This window comes from Paucibacter sp. PLA-PC-4 (genome assembly GCF_026241155.1).
Lineage (GTDB): Bacteria > Pseudomonadota > Gammaproteobacteria > Burkholderiales > Burkholderiaceae_C > Roseateles_E.
Genome location: NZ_JAPFGP010000001.1, coordinates 310,520 through 332,353, shown reverse-complemented (window position 1 = coordinate 332,353; position 21,834 = coordinate 310,520). Strand labels below are relative to the sequence as shown.

Genomic DNA, 21,834 nt, shown 5'->3' with positions numbered 1-21,834 from the left:
ATTCGCAAGTTTTGATAAATTAATCACCCATGCTGATCAATTGCTCGCTGCGTGAGCTGGATGTCTTCCTGACCCTGGCCGACACGCTGAACTACCGCCGTGCCGCCGAACGTCTGCATCTGTCGCAGCCAGCGGTCTCCGGCGTGATCACGCGCTTGGAGCAAAGCTTGGGCGCCGCGCTGTTCGAGCGCAGCACCCGAGCCGTGCGTCTGACCGCCGCCGGCCAGGTATTCCAGCAGCGCGTGGCCCTGCTGCGTCAGCAGGCAGATTCGGCCGTGCAGGCGGTGCGCGACATCAGCGAGCTGCGCGCTGGCCGGGTGCGGGTCGCGGCCCTGCCCTCGCTAGCGGCCACGGCCGTGCCGACCGCGTTCGCACGCTTCGCAGCCCTGCATCCGGGCGTGCGGCTTGAGATGCTGGACAGCCTGTCGGGCCCGGCCTTCGACCTTGTGCGGGCAGGCCAGGCCGATTTCGCACTGACCGCAGCCAACCCGGCCTATGCCGATCTGGAGTACCAGCCGCTGGGTGAGGATCGCTTCGTGCTGCTGCTGCCGGCCGGCCATGCACTGGCCGCAGGCAAGACTCGACCCATGCGCTGGGCCGACTGCGCCGCGCTGCCGCATATCTCGATGCCGCACCCGACCAGCGTGCGCCAGTACGCCGATGCCGCCTTTCTTCGCAACGGCATCGGCTTCGCGCCCCAGTACGAGGTCGAGCACCTGGCCACCATCAATGCGATGGTGGCAGCTGGCCTCGGGGTGGCGGCCCTGCCGGAACTGGCGGCCCTGGTGGCGCGCGGCCCCAAGGTCAGCAGCCGGCCGCTGAGCGATCCGGTGATGCCGCGCCCGCTGGGTTTGGTGACCCCGCGCGGGCGGCCGCTTTCGCTGGCGGCCGAGGCCTTGGTGGCGCTGTTACGCGAAGAGGTCGCAACGCTGATCTAGGGTCGCCCAAGCTTCAGCACCGTCGTGTAGGTCACCGCCACCCGGCCGTCCCGCGCAAAACGGGCAAAGATCTCGCGCGCCGTGGCACTCGCGACTTGACCCTGCTCGCTGTCAGGCCTAGGCATGTAAGAGCGCGAGAACACCAGGCTGATCAGACCAGCCTCGTCCAGCCAATGCTCATGCGGCCACTGCCATTCGCGCGGCATGGTGCCAGCGAAGAAGCGTCCGACCTGGCCACGGTCCTCATGCGCGAGCAGGCGCAAGCGGCCCTCGCCGCCATGCCTCGCGAACACCTCTTCGTCCAGTGCCATGTGCAGCGGCTGCTCGCGCTGGCGGTCGTTCCAGATCAGCGCCACCTGACCGACGGGGCTCAGCACCCGCAGGGCCTCGGCCCTTGCGGCCTCGGGCTCGAACCAATGGAAGGCCTGGGCGGCAGTGATCATGTCCAGGCTGGCAGCGGCGGCCGGGATCGACTCGGCCCGGCCCTCAGCGCTGCGGTAGCCTGCAAGCCCACCCAGCCGCGCATCGCAGGCGGCCCGCATCGTCGCATTAGGCTCCACCGCCAGCACTTGCCAGCCGCGTGCCAGCAGGCCCTGGGTCAAGAGCCCCGTTCCGGCGCCGACATCGGCGACACGACTCGGTGCCGCCTCGCTGTCCAGCGCATCGAACAGAGCCGGCGGATAGTCGGGCCGCGAGGCCTGGTAGTCGGCCACCTTGGCGTCGAACACCGCGCCAACACCACCGGCGGCCGCATACAGGCCGCGCAAGGCGGCACCTGTATCTTTCTGATCATGAGCTTTTGTCATGAGCGCGTAGCATAGCCGGCCACCATGACGATACCGATATGAGCGAACACTTCTACGAACCCCGCCTCGGCCATGGCCTGCCGCATGACCCTTTCAACGCCATCGTCGGCCCGCGCCCGATCGGCTGGATCGCGTCGCGCGACTCGGCCGGCGTGCTGAACCTGGCGCCCTACAGCTTCTTCAATGCCTTCAACTACACGCCCCCCATCATCGGTTTCGCCAGTACAGGCTGGAAAGACACGGTACGCAATATCGAGGCCACCGGCGAGTTCGTGTGGAACCTCGCGACGCGCGAACTCGCCGAGCAGATGAACGCCAGCTGCGCGGCAGTTCCGCCTGAGGTTGACGAGTTCGTACTGGCCGGGCTGGCGACAGCGCCCTCACGCATCGTCGGCGTGCCGCGCGTGGCGGCGGCGCTGGTGTCCTTCGAGTGCCGGCTGAGCCAGTTAATACGGCTGCAAAGCGCAGCCGGCACGGCGGTCGATACCTGGCTCACTCTGGGTGAGGTGGTGGGCGTACATATTGCCGAGCACCTGCTGGTCGACGGCATCTACGACACCGCCGCAGCCCGGCCCATCCTGCGCGGCGGCGGCCCGGCCGACTACTTCGAGCTGGGCGAGCGCTTCAAAATGCGCAGACCCGCGTAGAGCGAGGGCCACAGCAGGTTCAGCGCCAAGCCGCTCATCACCAGGGCGGCCGCGCCCAGCTTCCACAATGGCAGCGGCTCGCCCAGAAACAGGGCCGCGCTGCCGATGCCGAAGACAGGCACCAGCAAGGCCATCGGCACAATGGTGGCGGCCGCATGCCGCGCGAGCAGCCAACCCCAGACTCCGTAGCCGAACAAGGTGTTGCCGACCGACTGCCATAGCACAGCAGCCCAGGTGCCCCAGCCCGCCTGCTGCAGCCCGTGCCCGATCGCCGCCGGCCCTTCGACCAGCAGCGACAGCAGAATTAGCGGAGGCACCGCGAACAGGCTGGTCCAAACCATATAAGCCAGCATATTGACGCGCCCGGCCCTCTTGCCGACGATATTGCCGCAGGCCCAGCTGAAGGCAGCGGCCAGCACCATCAGCACGCCCAGCACCGTGGTGCTGCCATCGGTATGCATCGCGATCACCGCAATGCCGCCGGCCGCTAGAGCCAGGCCCAGCCATTGGTAGCCCTGCACCCGCTCCTTGGCCAAGCGCATCGCCAGCAGCAGCGTAAAGAAGACCTGGGTCTGCACAACCAGCGAGGCCAGCCCGGGTGAGATCTGGGCGCGCATCGCCAGATAGAGCACGCCGAACTGGCCGACGCCGATCAGGAGGCCGTAGGCAGCCAGATTGCGCCAGCCGACCTGGGGCCGAGGCAGGAAAAAAATTGCCGGCAGCACCGCAAAGAAAAAGCGAAGCGCAGCGAACAGCAGCGGCGGCAAGGCATTCAGGCCAAGCTTGATGACGACGAAGTTGCTGCCCCAGATGGCGACGACGGCAAGGGCAAGCAGGAAATGGCGGACAGGCATTGCGGCATGAGTCATGGTCGCAGCCTACCCTAGCCCATCTCGACCCGATTGCGGCCCTGCGCCTTGGCCTCATACAGCAGCAGGTCGGCACGCTCCAGTAGCTGGGCCAGCGTCTCGCTGCCGCGGTACTCGGTCAGGCCGATCGACACGGTGATGCCCAGGGCCTGGGCGCCGATCGGGATCAGCAGGCCCTCGACCTGCAGGCGCAGGCGCTCGGTGCCTGCCCGGGCGGCCGGCAGCGCGGTGTCAGTAAGCAGCAGCACGAACTCCTCGCCACCCCAGCGCGCCAGCACATCGGCTGCGCGTATCGCCGCAAGTGCGGCCGGTGCGAAGGCGCGCAGCACGGTGTCACCGGCACTGTGGCCATGGCCGTCGTTGATGCGCTTGAAGTGATCGAGGTCCAGCAGGGCCAGGCAAAAGCCCCGGCCCGACCGACGGCTGCGCAAGACCTCCTGCGCCAGCAACTCCTGCATGCGGCGGCGGTTCAGCAGACCGGTCAACTCGTCGCGCGTGGCCATGGTCTGGATCTTCTCCAGCGCCAGTTCCAGCTCTTGTTTCTGCACCGCCAACCGGCGGCGGATCTGGCTGAGCCGCCCCGCCAGCAAAGAAACACTGGGCAGCATGAAGGCCAGCATCAGGAAATGGCCGAACTCGACCGCTGGCCGATAGACCTCCGGTCGCCGTATCGCCATCACCAGCATCACCAGTCCCAGCAACAGCAAGGCATACAGGCTGAGCCACAAGGCGCTGCGCGCGCGGAGTTGGAACATGCCGAACATCAGAATCACGGCCAGGATGGGGAAAATTGCGCCGCGCACCGGGCCAGCCAGCGCATAGCCGGCGGCCGCACTGCTGATCGCATAGAGCATCTGCGGCACCGTCAGCGCAGGGTCCGGCAGTCGGCGCGACCAGCCGCTGCGGATGAGTAGGTAGAAGCCGATCAGCCCGCCTAGCGACAGCAGATTCCACCAAAACACCGGCGCCGCCGGCGCCTTCGCGACCCAGACCGCGTACTGCATAACCAGCACACTTAAGCCCATCAGTAGCAGCGCCAGCCCGGCCTGAGCCAGACGCAGCCGCTGGTCAGGGTCGGTCGTCAGCAACCAGTCGGCCAGGCGTTTGTGCATGGGCGGCGAGCCTAACTCAAGCGCCCGTCTTTGCAGCGGCACGATTGCTCAAGGAATGCAAATGCGTCAGCGGCATCGCCGCACCGGCCTTGACTTCGCCAAGCGAGAAGCTTGTGTGGATGTCCTTCACATTGGGCAGATTCAGCAAGGTGTCGATTGAGAAACGCGAGAAGGCATCCAGATCGGTAGCCATGACCTGCAGCTCGAAGGTGCCGGCGCCCGAGATGTAGTGGCAGGCTATCACCTCGGGCAGCTGGCGGATCGCGTCCTCCAGCAGCTTGGTGGCGGCGCCGTTGTTGCGGTCAGCATCAAGGCGCACAAAGGCCAACACGCCCAGTCCGACCTTGCGGCGGTCGATCTCCGCACGGTAGCCGGTGATATAGCCCTGCTCCTCCAGCCATTTGACGCGCCGCCAGGTCGGCGCGGCCGACAGGCCGATACGCGCGGCCAGCTCGGCATTGGACAAGCGCGCCTCACGCTGCAGCTCGGCAAGGATGGCGATGTGGTAGCGGTCCAGCGCCTCGCCCTGGGCTTGCTCCTCGGGCGCCGGCGCGGCGGGTCGGCCGCGGGTGGACAGCGAAGCTGTGGTCTTTCTAATGGTTTGCCCGGTATCGGTGTTTTTGGAAGCCAATTTGATTTCTCAAGTACCTTTTGAGCAAGATTATTGCGCAGACCCCCGCCTTTCAGCGAGATTTAGAAAGCACCACGCGGGCCGCTTTCCCTACACTGCGCGGCGGGTCTCAAAAGACCCATACTCACGATCAGCGAGGCTGCCACAAGCGGTTGACGCTGCTTGTCGCCCCACAGGAGACCGAAGCCAATGAACGCACCGCTACCCGAACACATCTTGCGCGCCCTAGAGAAGGTCTCGCTGGACGACAAATACGCGCTTGACCATGGGCGCGCCTTTATGAGCGGTGTGCAGGCCTTGGTGCGGCTGCCGATGCTGCAGCGCACCCGCGACGCGATGGTCGGCCTGAACACCGCCGGCTTCATCTCCGGCTACCGCGGCTCGCCGCTAGGCGGCTACGACCAGATGCTGATGCAGGCCAAGAAGCATCTGGCCAAGCAGAACATCGTGTTCCAGCCAGGTGTCAACGAGGAGCTGGGCGCCACTGCCGTCTGGGGGACGCAGCAGCTCGATCTGTTCCCCGAGAAAAACAAGTTCGACGGCGTGTTCGGCATCTGGTACGGCAAGGGGCCAGGTGTTGACCGCTGCATCGATGTGTTCAAGCACGCGAATATGGCCGGCACGGCCAAGCATGGTGGCGTGATTGCAGTGGCCGGCGACGACCATATCGCCAAGAGCTCGACCGCCGCACACCAGAGCGACCATGTTTTCAAGGCCGTCGGCTTCCCGGTGTTCTTCCCGAGCAGCGTGCAGGACATCCTGGACATGGGCCTACATGCGTTTGCGCTCAGCCGTTTTTCGGGCCTGTGGTCAGGCCTGAAGACGATCCAGGAGATCGTCGAATCGTCCAGTTCGATCAGCGTCGACCCGGACCGTGTCAACATCATCCTGCCCGAAGACTTCCAGATGCCCGACGGCGGCCTGCACATCCGCTGGCCCGATGCGCCGTTGGAGCAGGAAGCGCGGCTGATGGATTACAAATGGTACGCCGCGCTGGCCTATATCCGCGCCAACAAGCTGAACTACAACGTCATCAGCACGCCGCAGGACCGCTTCGGCATCATTGCCAGCGGCAAGGCCTACAACGACACCCGCCAGGCCCTTCACGACCTAGGTCTGGACGACGACACCTGCCGTCGTTTGGGTATCCGGCTGCACAAGGTCAATGTGGTGTGGCCGCTGGAAGCGACGATCACGCGCGACTTCGCGCAAGGCCTGCAGGAGATCCTGGTGGTCGAAGAGAAGCGCCAGATGATCGAGTATCAAGTCAAGGAGGAGCTCTACAACTGGCGCCCCGACGTACGTCCGAACGTGCTGGGCAAGTTCGACGAGATCGAGGGTGACAACACCGGCGGCGAGTGGAACCAGCCCAACCCCAGCCAGAACTGGCTGCTGCGCCCGCAGGCCGACCTGACCCCGGCCATCATCGCCCGCGCGATCGCCAAGCGCCTGAAGAAGCTCGGCGTAGACGTCGATGTGCAGTCGCGCCTGGATGCGCGCGTCGCCATCATCGACGCCAAAGAGAATTCGCTGAAGCTCGAAGAAAAGACCGCCGGCGGTGCCGACCGCACACCCTGGTTCTGCTCGGGCTGCCCGCACAACACGAGCACCCGCGTGCCCGAGGGCTCGCGTGCGGTGGCCGGCATCGGCTGCCATTACATGGTGTCCTGGATGCCCGGCCGCCATACCGCCACCTTCACGCAGATGGGCGGCGAGGGCGTGCCCTGGGTGGGCCAGCAACCCTTCACTACCGAGAAGCACATCTTCGCCAACCTCGGTGACGGCACCTACTTCCACAGCGGCCTGCTGGCGATCCGCCAGAGCATCGCCTCGGGCGTCAATATCACCTACAAGATTCTCTACAACGACGCAGTCGCGATGACCGGCGGCCAGCAGGTCGGCGAGCGCCCCGAGGGCCATAGCGTGATGCAAATCATGCAGAGCGTCACCGCCGAGGGTGTGGCCAAGCTCTGCATCGTCACCGACGAGCCGAGCAAGTACAACGGCGTCTCGCTACTGGCAGGCGTCACCGTGCACCACCGCGATGAGCTGGACGCGATCCAGCGCCAGTTCCGAGAAGTCATAGGCACCTCGGTCATCATCTATGACCAGACCTGCGCGACCGAGAAGCGCCGCCGCCGCAAGCGCGGCAAGCTGGTCGACCCGGCCAAGCGGGTCGTCATCAACGAGCTGGTCTGCGAGGGCTGCGGCGACTGCTCAATCCAGTCGAACTGTCTGTCGGTCGAGCCGCTGGAGACCGACTTCGGCCGCAAACGCCAGATCAACCAGAACAGCTGCAACAAGGACTACAGCTGCGTCAAGGGCTTCTGCCCCAGCTTCGTCACCGTCGAAGGCGGCGAGCTGAAGAAGCCCAAGAAGGACAGCAAGCTCAGCCCCTTCCACAGCAGCCTCCCTGCCCTGCCTCAGCCGATGATCCCGAATCCCGAGCGGGCCTGGGGCATCGTTGTCGGCGGGGTCGGCGGCACCGGCGTAATCACGATAGGCCAGCTGCTGGGCATGGCCGCTCATCTGGAAGGCAAGGGCGTGATCACCCAGGATGCGGCGGGCCTGGCGCAGAAGGGCGGCGCCACCTGGAGCCATATACAGATCGCCAACCATGCGCAGGACATCCACTGCACCAAGGTCGGCACGGCCGAGGCCGATCTGGTGATCGCATGCGATTCCATCGTCGCGGCCAACAAGACCACGCTGGCAGTCATGCGCGAGGGCCGCACCTATGTGGCGCTGAACACCCATGGCTCGCCGACCGCCAGCCTGGTCAACGACGCCAACTGGAGCTTCCCCGGCGCAGCCTGCGAGAGCGCGGTAGCCAAGGCGGTAGGCCCGGCGCTGCTGGGTAAGTTCGATGCAGAGGAGGTCTCGGTCAAACTGCTGGGCGATTCGCTCTACACCAACCCTCTGATGCTTGGCTATGCCTGGCAGCAGGGCCGGGTGCCGCTGTCCTATGCCGCGCTGATGCGGGCTATCGAGCTCAATGGCGTGCAGATCGACAACAACAAGGCCGCGTTCGAATGGGGTCGCCGCTGCGCCGAGGACCTGGCCGCAGTGCAAGCCTTGTTCGCAGCGACCCAGGTGATCCAGTTCGTCAAGCGCCCCGGCCTTGACGAGATCATCGCCAAGCGCGTCGAGTTCCTGATCGACTACCAAGACGAGGCCTACGCGCAGACTTACCGGGCCTTTGTCGACAAGGTGCGCGCCGCCGAAGCGCCGCTGTCCTCGACCAAGCTCAGCGAGGCAGTGGCCCGATATCTGTTCAAACTGATGGCCTACAAGGATGAGTACGAGGTCGCGCGCCTGCACACCGACACGAAATTCACCGACAAGATCGCCGCGCAGTTCGAGGGCGACTACAAGCTGGTTCACCACCTGGCCCCGCCGCTGTTGGCCAAGAAGAACGATAAGGGCGAGCTGATTAAGCAGCAGATGGGCGGCTGGATACGCCCGGCCTTCGGATTGCTGGCCAAGATGAAGGGCCTACGCGGCACGGCGCTGGACATCTTCGGCCGTACCGAGGAGCGCAAGATGGAGCGCCAATGGATCGTCGACTACCGTGCCGGCATCGAGCGCGTCTTGTCCAAGCTCTCGGCGGACAACTTGGCCACCGCGGTCGAGTTGGCCCGCGTTCCGGAGGATATCCGAGGATACGGGCATGTGAAAGAGCGCCATCAGCGGCTGGCCAGGGCCCACTGGGAGCGTCTGCTGGCCGGCCTCTGACCCCTCAGTTCGCGGCCTTGGTGGGTATCATGCGTCCATGGTGCTGTGCCGTTTCCTTGTCCTGCTGATGTGCGTGACCGCTGGCGCATGGGCCAAGGACAAGCCGAATGAACGGCCGCTTGTGCGGGCCTGTGGCCACCCGGCCGCGCCGCCCATGAGCTGGGATCATGAGGGGCAGCTGATCGGCGTTTGCGTAGACGCCGCGCGGCTGGCTTTCTCGGCCATAGGGCTGGCGCTGAAGGTCGAGCCGCCCGGCCCCTGGAGCCGTTGCCAGCTGATGGTCGAGACCGGCGAGGTCGACGTTAACCTGTGTGGCTTCGCGACCGACAAGCGGCGCGAGTACGCGGTGATGGTGGATCCTCCGGTCGGCCGAAACGAAGCGGTGCTGATCGTGCGCCAACAAAGCAGCCTGGTCTACAAATCCTGGGCCGACCTGCATGGTCTGCGCATCGGCATGGGGCGTGGCGTGAGCTTCGGATCGGAATTCGACACGTATCTAGCACAACATACCCGGCTCGATATTGCCATCAGCGAAACGCACAATCTGCAAAAGTTAACCCTCAATCGACTTGATGCGGTGATCACGGCAAGAATCGCAGGCCAGCAACTCATCCGCAGCATGGGTTGCGAGGGGCAGCTGCGCTTGCTGCCGGGCAAGGTGATCGAGGGACAGCTGTTCATGCAGATGTCCAAGCGCTCCAAGCACCTGGCCGTGCTGCCGCAACTGAGCTCGTTCCTGAAGCAGCCGGCCCAAGCTGCTTGGCTGCAGGATCAGCAGCTCGCCTTCGAAAACAAGTACGCCCAGCTGCATCCGGCGGTGCAGGCGGAGTTCTGCGGGCGCTGACGATTCTCACATGCCGCCAATCCCATCGGTGGCAATTCAATGCAGGAAGGCCTGCCCGAGCAGCGGCGCAAGGACTGACCCCGCCGGCTGCCCCTCACCGGCTGCCCCTGTCGGACTGTTGCCGCCTAGAAGCCCGCAGTGCCCATGGCCAGCGGGCTTTTTGTTGACACATCGCACGAGCCTCGGAACTGGGCTCCAAAACAGTGACTGTTCCGCATTGACTATTACGGCGCGGGGGCATTCAATCGACGGCATAAGGCCGGTGCTCGGCCAGCAGGAGACATGCGATGAAGAAATTGGGCATCTCTTTCCGTCTGTGGCTACCCACACTCGCGACCGCCGTACTGCTGACGACGGTGACTGTGGTCTCCAGCTGGCGCACCTCGAGTGAGCTGGCCAGCGAGCAGCAGGCCCAGACCGCGCAGCGCGACAAACTCGAGATGGCATTGCGCTGGGCCGGCCTAACCCAGGCCAATGCTGCCCGCACCATGGCCGGACTGATGAGCCAGGACACGGCGCTGGCCGGCCAGCTCAAACCCGAGATGGACGCCACCTCGGCCGCGATCTCCGAGCTTCAGAAAAAGATCGACGCCGCAGCCGACAGCGAGGCCGAGAAGGGCAGTCTCGCCGCCATCGCCAAGACGCGAGGTGTCTACATCGCCTCTCGCAACGAAGCCGCCAAGCAACCCAGCGAGGCTGGCATCGCCAAGGTGCGCGCCGAGCTGACGATTTATCTGGACGCGCAGAAGGCCTTTGTCGACCTTCAGCAGCAGCGCGCCGTCGCGCTGGCCGCCGAGGCCCAGCGCTCGCGCAGCATCGACATCACCATCACCGCCAGCGTGCTGAGCGCCGTCGTGCTGCTGCTGCTGGTGTCGACCGGGCTGATGGTGCGCGCCATTGTGCCGCCGCTGCGAGCCGCATTGGATGCCACCGAGCGCATCGGTAGCGGCGACCTGTCGGTGCAGATTGCCACCGGCGCGCGCAGCGACGAGATCGGCGATCTGCAGCGCGGGCTGAACGCCATGGTGGTGTCGCTGCGCGATATCGTGCAGTCGGTGCGCTCCGGCGCCGAGAGCATCCGCACTGCGGCCAGCGAAATCGCCGAGGGCAATGCAGACCTCAGCCACCGTACCGAGGAGGCCGCCAGCAGCCTGCAACAGACCGCCTCGACGATGGAAGAACTGACCGCCACCGTGCGCCACTCCTCCGACTCGGCCGCCACCGCCAATCAGCTGGCGCTGAATGCCGCGCAGGTGGCACAGAGTGGCGGCGATGTGGTGGGCCAGGTGGTGGCAAGCATGGGCCGCATCCAAAGCAGCTCGGGCCGTATCGGCGACATCATCGGCGTGATCGACGGTATCGCCTTCCAGACCAATATCTTGGCGCTAAATGCGGCCGTCGAGGCGGCGCGCGCCGGCGAGCAGGGTCGTGGCTTTGCGGTAGTCGCTTCCGAGGTGCGCTCGCTAGCGCAGCGCAGCGCCGAGGCGGCCAAGGAGATCAAGGGCCTGATCGGCGCCAGCGTCTCCGAGGTCGATGCCGGCTCATCGCTGGTAAACCAGGCCGGCAGCACGATGAGCGAGGTGGTCGGCAGCGTGCGCCGCGTCGCGGATGTGCTGGGCGAGGTCAGCGCCACCAGCCGCGAGCAAAGCCAAGCTATCGGCCAGGTCAATCAGGCCGTCGCCCACCTGGACACAATGACCCAGCAAAATTCAGCCTTGGTCGAGCAGAGTGCGGCTGCGGCCGCCAGCATGCAAACCCAGGCTGCTCAGCTGGCCGGCCTGGTCGAGGCCTTCAGGCTTGAGGCACAGCCCGCCTGAGCGGTTTCTTAAGACTCAGCCAAGTCGCGGTAAGCATGCCAGCCGGCGTGGGCCAGCAGCGGGAAGATCACGCGACCAAGCCCAGCATCAGCGTGGCAAAACCCAGCCCCGTCAGACCGACGATAAGCGCGGCCCAGAGCAGCATCGCAGCTCCGTTAACGCGGCAGCATTGCAGGCTCGTCAGCATCGCAGTGATCGCATCCACCGGGCGGTCGATCAGCAGCGGCGCGCTGACCACGCCCAGAGTAAACACCAGGGCCGCCAACCCGGCGCCGACGCAGACAAAGGCCAGAAGCAGCTCGCTGTACTGGCCGGACATCAGCTCCAGCGGCCAGCGCGACAACTGCAGCCGCTGCCCCTCGTAGAACAGCGCGAACACGATGGCCGCCAGCCGTTCTCAGACGATGTAGGCCAGGGCAAGCATCAGGCCGAACAGCGCAATCGAGCCGGCGTTCGCCCGCCAGGCACGCCAAGCCTGGGCGCTATCCACCACCTCGCTATGCTCCATCTGGCGTGACAGCGCATACAGCACGATGGCAAGGAATGGCGCCACCAGCAGAAAGCCGCCCAACAGGGCTGGCGCCATATAGGAGGCCTGCCAGCCGGCCCCACCCAGCGCCAGCCCAATGGCAGCGACCAGAGCGCCGGTGCCCAAGCTCTGCGCCGGCGTGCGCAGCAAGTCGGCGCCGCCTTGTCGCAGCCAGACCCAGGGCCGTTCGACACCGACTTTGCGCACACGCGGCACCGGGATGGTTTCGCAGGACTCGGCAAGCAGCTGATTCATGATGAGCTCCTGAGCAGACAGCCGATCGATGCCAGTCCTCCTGTCAGCGGCCGTACAGTACTTGCGGCAGCCACATGCCGATCTGCGGCCAGATGTAGAGCAGCACGATGGCCACCACCTGGATGCCCATGAAGGGCAGCATCCCTGCAAAGATCTGGTTCAGAGTCACATGTTTGGGGGCCACGCCCTTCAGATAGAAAGCACTCATCGCCACCGGCGGGCTCAGGAAGGCGGTCTGCAGATTCAGCGCCACCAGGAGGCCGAAAAACAGCGGGTCGACGCCGAAGTTGTCGAGCAGCGGGATGAAGATGGGCATGAAGATCACAATGATCTCGGTCCACTCCAGCGGCCAGCCAAGGACAAAGATGATGACCTGGCTGAGCACCAGGAACTGGGTCTTCGTCAGATTCATACCGAGCACCCACTGCTCGACAAGCTCCTGGCCGCCCAGCAGCGCGAACGCCGCCGAGAAGATCGCCGAGCCGACGAACAGCCAGCACACCATCGCGCTGGTCTTGGCCGTTAGGAACACACTCTCCTTGACCACATTGAGGGTCAGCTGCCTGTAGGCCACTGCCAAAAGAAAGCCGCCCAAGGCGCCGACAGCCGCCGCCTCGGTCGGCGTGGCCAGACCGAACACGATGGAGCCCAGGACCGCCATGATCAGCACCAACAAGGGGAAGAAGCTGGACAGCAGCATCTTGAAGATCTCAAGCCGCGCAAAGCTCAGGATGGCGTAGAAGGCCAGCAGCGCCAGCGCGCCGATGCCCAGACCGATCCAGAAGCCGGTAGAGGCGGGCTTGCGCTCGATCCGCACAGCGTCGACAGCAGATGAGGGCGCTGCTGCGGCGCTGGCCTCGGACGGTGCCACAGGTGCGGCCTCACTGACAACGTCGCTAGCGGCGTCCTCGCTGCCCATCTCTTTGAGTTCCTCCTCCTCGGCCGGCGGCTCGGACAGCCCGCCGCTGGGCTCGGCCAGCCCGCTCGGCTCGGCGAGTCCGCTGGGCTCGCTGCCGGCCCCCATCTCGGACAGCTCGCTGTTCGGCGCTTCCAGCGGCGGCAGCTTGGTGGCGCTGTTGTAGCTGGCCAGGGCCACTATCGCGAAGAGAAGGGCTGGCAGGAGCGCAATACACAGCTGCTTGAGCAGATACGAAGTCGGCACGCCATGGTTGCGTGAGCCCTTCAGCGCGTCGATCAGCAGTGGCACGGCACGCTTGGCTTGGGTGGCCCCGACCTTTAGCAGATCGGGTGGCAGAGGCACGAAGCGCTGTTCGGCCGTCAAGGGCGGCGCCATGGCCGGCTTGAGCTTGGCAAGGATGATGACGTAGAGGATGTACAGCCCCGCCAGCATCAGGCCGGGGAAAAAGGCGCCGGCATAAAGTTGCACCACCGACACTCCGGCGGTGGCGCCGTAGACGATCAGCAGCACCGAAGGCGGGATCAGGATGCCCAGGCAGCCACCGGCCGTGATAGCGCCTGCCGACAGCCGCACGTCGTAGCCGCCCTTGAGCATCTGCGGCAGCGCCAGCAAGCCCATCAGCGTGACGACGGCGCCGACGATGCCGGTCGCGGTGGCAAACACCGCGCAGGTCACCAAGGTCGCCACCGCCAGCGAGCCAGGCACCCGCGCCAGCGCCAGATGCAAACTGCGGAACAGCTTCTCGATCAGATTGGCCCGCTCGACCAGATAACCCATAAAGACGAACAGCGGTATCGAGATCAGCACATCGTTGGACATCACCTTGTAGGCCGACTGCACCATCAGATCCAGAGTCTTGGTGGTGTTCTCCTCGTAGGCGATCCAGGTGAAGACCATGCCCATGCCCATCAGCGTGAAGGCGGTGGGGAAGCCGAGCATGATGGCAACAACCACCAGGGATAGCATCAGCAGGCCGATGTGGCCATTGGTGATCTTTGGCACGGCGATCAGCATGCCCAGCGCGGCCGCGATGATCAGCCCCATCAGGATGAAGCCGAACCAAAGTTCCTTGCGTAGTTTCATGCCTTGCCGCCTTCCTTGCTGACGTATTGGTCCAGGGCCTCGATGTCGGCATCCTTCACATGCACCATCTCCTTGAGCTTCTCGACATCGACCTCTTCGACGTCCTCATCGCGCCGGGGCCATACACCGTCGCGCAGGCACAGCACACAGCGAACAATCTCAACCAGCCCCTGCAGCAGCAGCACGCCCCCGGCGATCGGGATGATGAACTTGAAGGGATAAAGGGGCAGTGCGTCGGCCGAGAAGGTCTGCTCGCGGATCGCCAGCGACTCCTGGGCGTATTGCCAGCCGGCCCAGGTCAGCGCCACGATGCCGGGTAGGAAGAACAGGACATAGAGCAGCAAGTCAACTGAGGCCTGGGTGCGTGGGCGGAAAAAGCCGTAAAGCACGTCGCCGCGCACGTGGCCGTTCTTGCTCAGCGTGTAGGCACCAGCGGTCATGAACAGCGTGCCGTAGAGCATGATCTGCGCGTCCAGCACCCAGGCATGGGGCTTGTTGAGCACATAGCGGGAAAACACCTCCCAGCTGATCAGCAAGGTCAGCAGCACGACCGACCAAGCGAAGGTCTTGCCTATCCAGGTGGAGAAACGGTCCACCGCCAGCAGCAGGTTCTGCATCACGAATCCTTCCCAACGCGGATCTCAAGAAAAAGGGGGCGCTGCGCCCCCTTTCATTCGGCGCTGGCAGTTCAGGCCTTTTTAGCCGGCGCCTTGCGACCGAAGTAGTGGTTGTAGGCCATCTTGAAGTCCACTGTGTAGTCACCCTGCCACTGGCCGGCCCGCGCCGCGAAGGCGCGCTGGCTGTCCAGGATCTTCTTGAACATCGCGTTCTCGCCGCCCTTCTTGGTCATGATCTTGTCCCAGGCGGCCAGCTGGGCGCGCAGGATGGCGTCGGGCGTCTTGTAGAACTTGACGCCGGCCTTTTTCAGCTCCTCGTAGTCCTTGGAGTTGCGCTCGATAGCCTTCCAGCTCATGTCGGCGCTGGCCGCCTGCACGCCGTACTCGACGATGGCCTTTAGCTCAGCAGGCAGGGCGTTCAGTTTCGTCTTGTTGAACAGGATCTCGAACTGCTCGCCGCTTTGGTGGAAGCTCTGCAGCATGCAGTTCTTGACCACATCAGGGAAGCCCAGAAGCTTGTCCGAGCTGGCGTTGTTGAACTCGGCGCCGTCGATCAGGCCGCGGTCCAGCGCCGGCACGATCTCGCCGCCAGGCAGCGGGTTCACCGCCGCGCCCATGTCGGTATACATATCCACCGCCAGGCCGACGGTGCGGAACTTCACGCCCTTCATGTCGGCTTCCTTGGCGATCGGCTTCTTGAACCAGCCAAAGGGCTGGGTAGGCATCGGGCCGTAGAGATAGGAAGCCACATCCAGGTTCAAAGAGGCATAGATTTCTTCCAGCAGGGCCTTACCGCCACCGTAGTTGTGCCAGGCCAGCAGCATGTTCGGGTCCATGCCAAACGAGGGCCCGGAGCCCCACAGCGCCAGCGCCGAGTTCTTCCCGTAGTGATAGGCCACCACGCCGTGGCCGCCGTCCAGAGTGCCCTTGGCAACGGCATCCAGCAGCTGGAACGCAGGCACCACCGAACCGGCCGGCAGCACCTCGATCTTCAGCCGCCCGCCGGCCATGTCGTTGACCTTCTTTGCGAAGTCCTGGGCGTACTCGTGGAAGATGTCCTTCGAGGGCCAAGTCGACTGAAAGCGCAGGCTGGTGGTCTGGGCCGTCGCGATCATCGGTGCGGCCAGAGCGCCTGCGGCGGCCGTCCCGGTGGCGGCTTTCTTCAGGAAGCGCCGGCGCGCGGCCGGGGCCTTGTCTTTGGGTTCTACGCTCATCTCGGTCTCCTAGGTTTTGAAGTCAAGCATTCGCGCCTGGGCTACCGCCCAACGCCGCGCCACCGCCTCTTGTGTCCGAGGCTGGCCGCGCTGGGCTTGAATATCAAAGCCTTGCCGTGAGCGGGCAAGTGGGTCAAACCCGCGAGGCCCCCCGGTTATATGGACATTTTCTGAACACTCGACTTTCAAGGCCGCAGCCGTGCTGGCACTCGGCTCTCGAGAGCAGGCGGCCGGTAGTCGGGCCGGAAGCGGCAGCTCGACGGGAAGCGTGCCTGGGCTGCTCGACATCCGTCGGCCACCGAGGCCGGCGTCGGCTTGCGCCCCTGTTCGGCCCAGGCCTGCAGCGCCTGCAACGCTGCTACATAGCTGGCGTCGCTGAGGTAGCTGTGATCGCTGTCGTCGGTGAAGGCCTGTACCAGCGCATTGGCACGCCCAGCGCTGGCCATGGTCTGGGCCCAGACCGACTCCAGCTCGACGAAGACGGTCGGGTCGTCAATGCCATGGACGGTCAGCACAGGCACCGGGATGCGGCCCTGGGGGTCGGCATCAGCGCCAAAACGGGCCACGGCGGCCGGGTCGGCGGCGTAGCGCAGCACGCCGGCGTTCAGGGCCTGGTCATCGGGGGAGCCGCGATAGACCGCGCCGATATTGCCGAACACATTGCCACCGCCGGTGCGCCTGGCCGCGATGTCTTGGAAGTGGAACGTAGCCCAGTTCAGATGGCTTTGCACGCTGCGCTCGGGAATGCGGATCACGTCGACAAGAGTCTTGAGCCGGCGGGACTGCTCGGGACTGCGTTCACCTGCCGGCAGGCCCAGGCCGAGGCAGTCCGTGGCGCGCTTTGCCAGCTCAACCGAGGTGAGCGTGGCTCCGGCCGGCAGCCCCATCCACAGCGGATACGGCGACTCATCGGGGCGCGGATGGTTATTGCACAGGTATTGGTAGACCACGCGCAGATCGAGCCGGAAGTCGTAGGAACGGGTACCGCCTGCCAGCAGGCCATTGCTCAAGAGCACCGCGTCATAGGGTTTGCCAGCAGTGAACAGCTCGGCGCCCCTGGCCGCCACGCTGCCACCCCAGGACTGGCCGTGCAGAATCGTCAGTGCCGGTACTGCCACATGCTGCCTGAAAATGCCCCGCAAGCGCTCGGTGTCCTCTGCCGCCGCCGTCACCGCCACCCCGCCCTGGCGGAAGCTGGACGCAGCCCATGCATAGCCAGCGTGCGGCATGACGGACCAGCGCCGCAAATCTTCCTCGACCCGTTTCATTGTTGGTGCGCCGAGGAAGGGGCCGCCATGGGCATGCAGCACCAGTCGGCCGTTCCAATCGCCGGGCATGGCGATCAGATAGAAGGCGCCGGCGCTATCTTGACCGCCCAGGCAGCGCACATCGGCGCCAAGACCGGCCGGGCACGCGCGGGGCTGCGGCGCGGCCTCGACCACGGGCGGTGTCTGGTGAGCACAGGCCGCCAGCAGCGCAGCACACAGAGCCAGCGACAGTCGTTCGATCCTCAGCATGGTGTCGAGCCCCGCTTCGCTCGCAGACCCAGCAGCAAGAGACCGGCCAGCAGCAGCGTGTAGCTGGCGGGCTCGGGCACAGGCGTACTGAAGCCCAACTGCTCGCTTGCCACGCGTTGCAGCCGCAGCGCGTCGGCGCTGCTGATGCCCAGGTCGGCCGCCGCAACCTCGGCGGCGCCCAGCAAGGCCGGATCGAGACCGGTCAAGCTGCCGAACAGGGTCAGCGCGCTGAGATAGGAGCCGTAGGTGCTGGCATGGGTGCCGTCGTCGAACCAGAGATCGATCAGGCCATCGCTGGCGGCATCGGCCGCATACATATCAGGTGTCGCAATGCCGCTGGTGATCGCGCGCATAAAGCTGTCGCCGACCGGCGCGATCGCGGTGACGCCGCCGCTGCCGTCGGCGCCGGCCAAGGCCGCCGCCGCCTGATAGGCGGAGCGCAGGTCCTCGTTCATCGCCCCCAGCGAGCCATAGAAAGAGGTGGCCGCCGTGCTGGTAAAGCTGACAGCGCCGGTCACCGGATCGGTGACGGTCGTGAACGGCGCGTTGACCAGGTTGGGCCGTGCCCAGGTCTGGTACAGATAGAGTTCCGTGGCCGTGCTGGCGTTCGCATTGGCAGGGATGTTGCGAAGGGTTCCGCAAGTGCCAGCGCTGGCGCCAGTGATGGCCGCGCATTCGGCGTTGCTGCCGCCGATCAGGTCGCGCTCCCGGTAGGACAGCGCATTGCCCTGGTGCGCGTAGTCCTCGATCAGGTCCACATAGGTGTTGAAATACGCCGGGTTGGAGGCCAGCCCGGCCTGCTTGGGCAGGGCCTCGTCGCTTTGCTCCTGCAGCACCAGCTTGCTCCAGCTCTGCGAGGCGATATTGCCGCGCAAGTCCCAGCCAGCCGGGTTGCTGTTCAAGAAATGTCCTCGCAGCGAGGCGGCATTGCGGGTCGACAGGGCCACGTCATAGTCGAGCCCCGCCTGAACGGTGAACTGCTTGAAGATACCGGCCACCCCGCCCCACGGGTGGGGCTCGAAACTGTTGCTGCCGGTCGGGTTGGCCAGCGCCATCGCGGCGGTCAGGTCCCGCACGTTCGCGGTGTTGTAGCTCATCACTGGATCGACCCGGCCAAAGGTGTAGCTATTGCCGACGAACAGCACGCTGATCGGTTCGGCCTGCAGGCTGCCGGCGCCCAGCAGGGCCAGCAATATGACGGAGAGTCTCTTCATCATCACGATCTCCTTGGTTCAGAAGCTGTGGCGCAGACCCAGGTCAAGACCCGAGCTGCTACCACCGGGGGTGGTCGGCGCCAGGCCGACATTGAAGCGCGTGCCTGCGCCCTTGTTGTCGACGCGGGCGGCCGTGGCATACAGCGCGCTGCGCTTGGACAGCGCGTGCACATAACCAATGGCCAGGTGCGTCGCATCGCTGGCGACCCGACTGGCCTTCAGTGTCGTGTAGGCAATGCGCAACTCGCCTTGGGCGCTGACGTCCCATTGCGTTCCCAGCATCATTGCGCGCGTGCGGGTCACGCCGACCCTGTTCTCGCCCCACAGCACCATCAGTTTGGCTGCGCCGAGCTTGTAGTTCAGGCCGAGATTACTCTGCCGGTAGTCACCGCTGGCATATCGGGTCCTGCCAATGGCCGCCGCCATATTCCAGCCGCCGCTGCGCCAGCCCAGGCGCAGGCCCTGGTGATTGCCGTCCTTGGCAGTAGCCGTGCCGCCAGATTGCTCGCCGCTGGCGATCATCAGCGCGCCATACAGGCCGGCGGCATTGGCCGGCAGGTGGTAGCCGATCGAGTTGGACGCGCGCACGCTGGTGCGCACCGTCGTGCCGCCGCTATTGACCGGGTAGAACAGCAGACCCGAACTGCCCACACCGTTGGTGCCGAAGGGGTGCATTGCGGTGGTCAGGTTGCCGAAGCTGGGCACATAGTCGCGGCCCAGGCGAAATTCGCCCCAAGTCCCTTGCAGGCCCACGGTAGAGCGCCGGCCCCAGGTCAGCCCACCGCTGACCGAGTCCTTGTTATTGGTGCTGGTGGCGCCGCTGGTGCCGTTGTCCACATTGATCGCCGACTCGATCCAGAAATTGGCCTTCAGCCCACCGCCCAGATCCTCGCTGCCGCGAAAGCCGATGCGGCTGGAGGTGTTCCCATCGCCGTTGATCAAGGACTGGCTCTCGGCCCCGCTGGCACTGAGCCGGCTCAGGCCCACATCCAGCAGGCCAAACACCGTGACCTGAGCCTGAACGGCCTGGCTGAGGAAAAGAAGGGCGGGCGCGAACGCGATCCCCGCGAGAAGGCGGTGTAGTGTCAAGTCTTGTCTCCAAAGTGTTGTTATGCATGGCTGCCGACCAACACGACAGCAGGCCATGAGTGCCACCTTAGGATCCGCACAACATAGCGTCAAATATACTGACAACACAGTCTCAAGACTTTTTACATATGGACTTGCGCCAGCTCCGCTACTTCGTCACTGTGGCCGAAACAGGCCATATGACGCGTGCCGCCGCGCTGCTGGGCATCCAGCAGCCGCCGCTGAGCCAGCAAATCAAGGCGCTGGAGCAGCAGTTAGGCCTGCCGCTGCTGCAGCGCCATCCCAAGGGCGTGAGCTTGACCGACGGCGGGCGGCTGCTGTTGGTCGAGGCCAGGCGACTGCTGCAGGACTTCGGCGAGATGCGCGAGCGCATGGAGCGCCTGGCCAGCGGCCAGCAGGGCTTGCTGTCGGTGGGCTTCACGAGCTCGGCCGCCGCCCATGCCTACACGCCGGCCGTGCTGCGCGCCTGCCGAAGCCGCCACCCGGGTATCGCCCTGACGCTCAGCGAGGACAACGCGGCTGCGCTCATCGAGGCGGTCGCGAAGGCGCGGCTGCACTGCGCTTTTGTGCGCGTGCCGGTGGCGCAGCCCGATGAGCTGGTGTTCGAGACCCTGCTCAGCGAGCCGGCCCTGCTGGCCGTGCCGCTGGACCACCGACTGGCCGGCACGGCACGCAACCGCCACACTGCGGTGCCGCTGGCCGAGCTGCATGGCGAGGCGCTCATCCTGGTGCGCCGCCCGGGCGCGGCCGGCCTCTATGCCAATCTGCTGAGCCTGTGCGAACGCTCTGGCGTGCAGCCGCGCATCGCCGCCGAGGTCGAGCGCATGATGACCAACCTGAACCTGGTCGCGGCCGGCGCCGGCATCTCCATCGTGCCAGCGTCGATGCGCGGCGCCCATGCACATTCCATCATCTACCGACCCCTGCAGAAGAACGCCGCGCTGCAAGCACCGCTGACCCTGGTCTACCGTCGGGCCGATCAGCTCGGACCCATGGCCAGTTTCTTGAACCTGGCACGCGAGATCGCGCTCCAGCATGCCTAAGCCTGTTGGTTTGCTGGCTCTGCTGCTGGCCCTGCTGGCCGCCCTGCCCGCCAGTGCCTGGCCCGAACGGGCAATCCGGCTGCTGGTGGCCTATCCGCCCGGAGGCGTCAGCGACGAGACCGCGCGGCTGCTGGCTCAGGGTCTGAGTCAGCGACTCAAGGTTCCTGTTCTGGTGGAGAACCGTGCCGGCGCCGGCGGCGTCGCCGCGATGGAGGCGCTGGCGCGCGCCGCGCCAGACGGCCACACGCTGTGCTACTCGGCCATCAGTCCGCTGGTGATCGCGCCGCTGCTGGGCAAGCTGGCCTATGACGCGCAGCGCGACTTCGCGCCGGTGATGCGGGTGATGGACACGCCGGTGCTGCTGCTGGCACATGCCGGCTTCAAGCCCGACAGCCTGGCCGAACTGCTGGCCTTGGCGCGCAGCCACCCAGGCCGTGTGCGCTGGGCCAGCTCGGGCCAGGCCACGATAGGCCATCTGGTCCTGGAGCAGCTGAAAATGACCGCCAGAGTCGACATCACCCATGTGCCCTACAAGGGCGGCGGCCAGCAGCTCAATGACGCGCTGAGCGGGCAGTTCGAGATGCTGTCCTCGAATGTCGCGCCCCAGCAATTGCAGTATGTGCGCCAGGGCCGGCTCAAATCCATCGCGGTCGGCGCGCCGCAGCGCTTGGCCGCGCTGCCGGAGGTGCCGACGCTGGCCGAGCTGGGCTACCCCACGGCCAATCTTGTCTCCACCTTCGGCATCTTCGCGCCTCAGGGCGTGCCGCCGCAACGGCTACAGCGCCTCAACGAGCTGCTCAATGAAGTGCTCGCCGAGCCCGAACTGCAGCAGCGCCTGGCCGCCAGCAGCAATCTGCCGGGCGGCGGAAGCGCGCGGGACTTCGAGCGGCTGATAGAACGCGAGCGCAGCCGCGCGGTGTCGATGGGGCTGGGCGGCATGGGCCGGTAGTCGGGA

At 65.5% G+C, this 21,834-nt stretch carries 17 protein-coding genes and 1 pseudogene; 7 read left to right on the top strand and 11 right to left on the bottom strand.

The annotated features are described in order from the left end of the window. The first annotated feature begins 29 nt into the window (after positions 1-29). Complete coding sequence (locus OOZ63_RS01630) at positions 30-938, top strand: LysR family transcriptional regulator (protein ID WP_266003562.1); 909 nt, start codon at positions 30-32, stop codon at positions 936-938. Here the strand turns inward: OOZ63_RS01630 and OOZ63_RS01625 are convergent. Beyond that, a complete protein-coding gene (locus OOZ63_RS01625) occupies positions 935-1,744 on the bottom strand; it encodes a class I SAM-dependent methyltransferase (RefSeq protein WP_266003561.1) in 810 nt (269 codons plus the stop codon). The two genes, OOZ63_RS01630 and OOZ63_RS01625, sit on opposite strands and share 4 nt — an antisense overlap. 38 nt (positions 1,745-1,782) lie before the next feature. Between OOZ63_RS01625 and OOZ63_RS01620 the strand changes: the two genes are divergently transcribed. Continuing rightward, positions 1,783-2,391, top strand: a complete 609-nt coding sequence (locus tag OOZ63_RS01620; protein WP_266003560.1) for a flavin reductase family protein — start codon at positions 1,783-1,785, stop codon at positions 2,389-2,391. Here OOZ63_RS01620 and OOZ63_RS01615 read toward each other — a convergent pair. From OOZ63_RS01615 to OOZ63_RS01605, 3 genes are read right to left on the bottom strand one after another with little or no spacing between them, the layout of a single operon-like run. Next, positions 2,346-3,245: an EamA family transporter gene (locus OOZ63_RS01615; protein ID WP_266003785.1), complete on the bottom strand. Its 900-nt coding sequence runs from the start codon at positions 3,243-3,245 to the stop codon at positions 2,346-2,348. The two genes, OOZ63_RS01620 and OOZ63_RS01615, sit on opposite strands and share 46 nt — an antisense overlap. A gap of 29 nt (positions 3,246-3,274) precedes the next feature. Next, positions 3,275-4,372, bottom strand: coding sequence for a GGDEF domain-containing protein (locus OOZ63_RS01610; RefSeq protein WP_266003559.1), 1,098 nt, complete (start codon positions 4,370-4,372; stop codon positions 3,275-3,277). A 16-nt stretch (positions 4,373-4,388) separates the two neighbouring features. After that, positions 4,389-4,949, bottom strand: a complete 561-nt coding sequence (locus OOZ63_RS01605) for an Lrp/AsnC family transcriptional regulator (RefSeq protein WP_266003784.1) — start codon at positions 4,947-4,949, stop codon at positions 4,389-4,391. A gap of 243 nt (positions 4,950-5,192) precedes the next feature. On the opposite strand from OOZ63_RS01605, the gene OOZ63_RS01600 reads away from it, so the two are divergent. The 3 genes from OOZ63_RS01600 (at position 5,193) to OOZ63_RS29055 (ending at position 11,399) form a co-directional block, all read left to right on the top strand. Further along, on the top strand, positions 5,193-8,738 hold the full coding sequence (locus tag OOZ63_RS01600) for an indolepyruvate ferredoxin oxidoreductase family protein (RefSeq protein WP_266003558.1): 3,546 nt from the start codon (positions 5,193-5,195) through the stop codon (positions 8,736-8,738). Between the two features lie 37 nt (positions 8,739-8,775). Continuing rightward, positions 8,776-9,582, top strand: a complete 807-nt coding sequence (locus OOZ63_RS01595) for an ABC transporter substrate-binding protein (RefSeq protein WP_323055715.1) — start codon at positions 8,776-8,778, stop codon at positions 9,580-9,582. A 287-nt stretch (positions 9,583-9,869) separates the two neighbouring features. After that, entirely contained in the window at positions 9,870-11,399 is a 1,530-nt protein-coding gene (locus OOZ63_RS29055; RefSeq protein ID WP_323055714.1) for a methyl-accepting chemotaxis protein, read from the top strand. A 67-nt stretch (positions 11,400-11,466) separates the two neighbouring features. On the opposite strand, the pseudogene OOZ63_RS01580 reads toward OOZ63_RS29055, so the two are convergent. From OOZ63_RS01580 to OOZ63_RS01550, 7 genes and pseudogenes are all read right to left on the bottom strand, one after another. After that, a pseudogene (locus OOZ63_RS01580) lies at positions 11,467-12,183 on the bottom strand (DUF2189 domain-containing protein). A gap of 43 nt (positions 12,184-12,226) precedes the next feature. Then, positions 12,227-14,185: a TRAP transporter large permease subunit gene (locus OOZ63_RS01575; RefSeq protein ID WP_266003557.1), complete on the bottom strand. Its 1,959-nt coding sequence runs from the start codon at positions 14,183-14,185 to the stop codon at positions 12,227-12,229. Next, complete coding sequence (locus tag OOZ63_RS01570; RefSeq protein ID WP_266003556.1) at positions 14,182-14,802, bottom strand: TRAP transporter small permease subunit; 621 nt, start codon at positions 14,800-14,802, stop codon at positions 14,182-14,184. The genes OOZ63_RS01575 and OOZ63_RS01570 overlap by 4 nt, the downstream gene beginning before the upstream one ends. 71 nt (positions 14,803-14,873) lie before the next feature. Next, on the bottom strand, positions 14,874-16,016 hold the full coding sequence (locus OOZ63_RS01565) for a TRAP transporter substrate-binding protein (RefSeq protein WP_266003555.1): 1,143 nt from the start codon (positions 16,014-16,016) through the stop codon (positions 14,874-14,876). 185 nt (positions 16,017-16,201) lie between these two features. After that, a complete protein-coding gene (locus OOZ63_RS01560; protein WP_266003554.1) occupies positions 16,202-17,533 on the bottom strand; it encodes a hypothetical protein in 1,332 nt (443 codons plus the stop codon). Beyond that, positions 17,527-18,750 (bottom strand): PEP-CTERM sorting domain-containing protein, encoded by a 1,224-nt coding sequence (locus tag OOZ63_RS01555; protein ID WP_266003553.1) that lies wholly within the window; start codon positions 18,748-18,750, stop codon positions 17,527-17,529. The genes OOZ63_RS01560 and OOZ63_RS01555 overlap by 7 nt, the downstream gene beginning before the upstream one ends. Positions 18,751-18,765: 15 nt before the next feature. After that, positions 18,766-19,836, bottom strand: coding sequence for a porin (locus OOZ63_RS01550; protein ID WP_266003551.1), 1,071 nt, complete (start codon positions 19,834-19,836; stop codon positions 18,766-18,768). Positions 19,837-19,964: 128 nt separating this feature from the next. Between OOZ63_RS01550 and OOZ63_RS01545 the strand changes: the two genes are divergently transcribed. Both OOZ63_RS01545 and OOZ63_RS01540 read left to right on the top strand, forming a co-directional pair. Continuing rightward, a complete protein-coding gene (locus OOZ63_RS01545; RefSeq protein ID WP_266003550.1) occupies positions 19,965-20,879 on the top strand; it encodes a LysR family transcriptional regulator in 915 nt (304 codons plus the stop codon). After that, positions 20,872-21,828 (top strand): Bug family tripartite tricarboxylate transporter substrate binding protein, encoded by a 957-nt coding sequence (locus tag OOZ63_RS01540; protein ID WP_266003549.1) that lies wholly within the window; start codon positions 20,872-20,874, stop codon positions 21,826-21,828. The genes OOZ63_RS01545 and OOZ63_RS01540 overlap by 8 nt, the downstream gene beginning before the upstream one ends. The last annotated feature ends 6 nt before the right edge of the window (positions 21,829-21,834 follow it).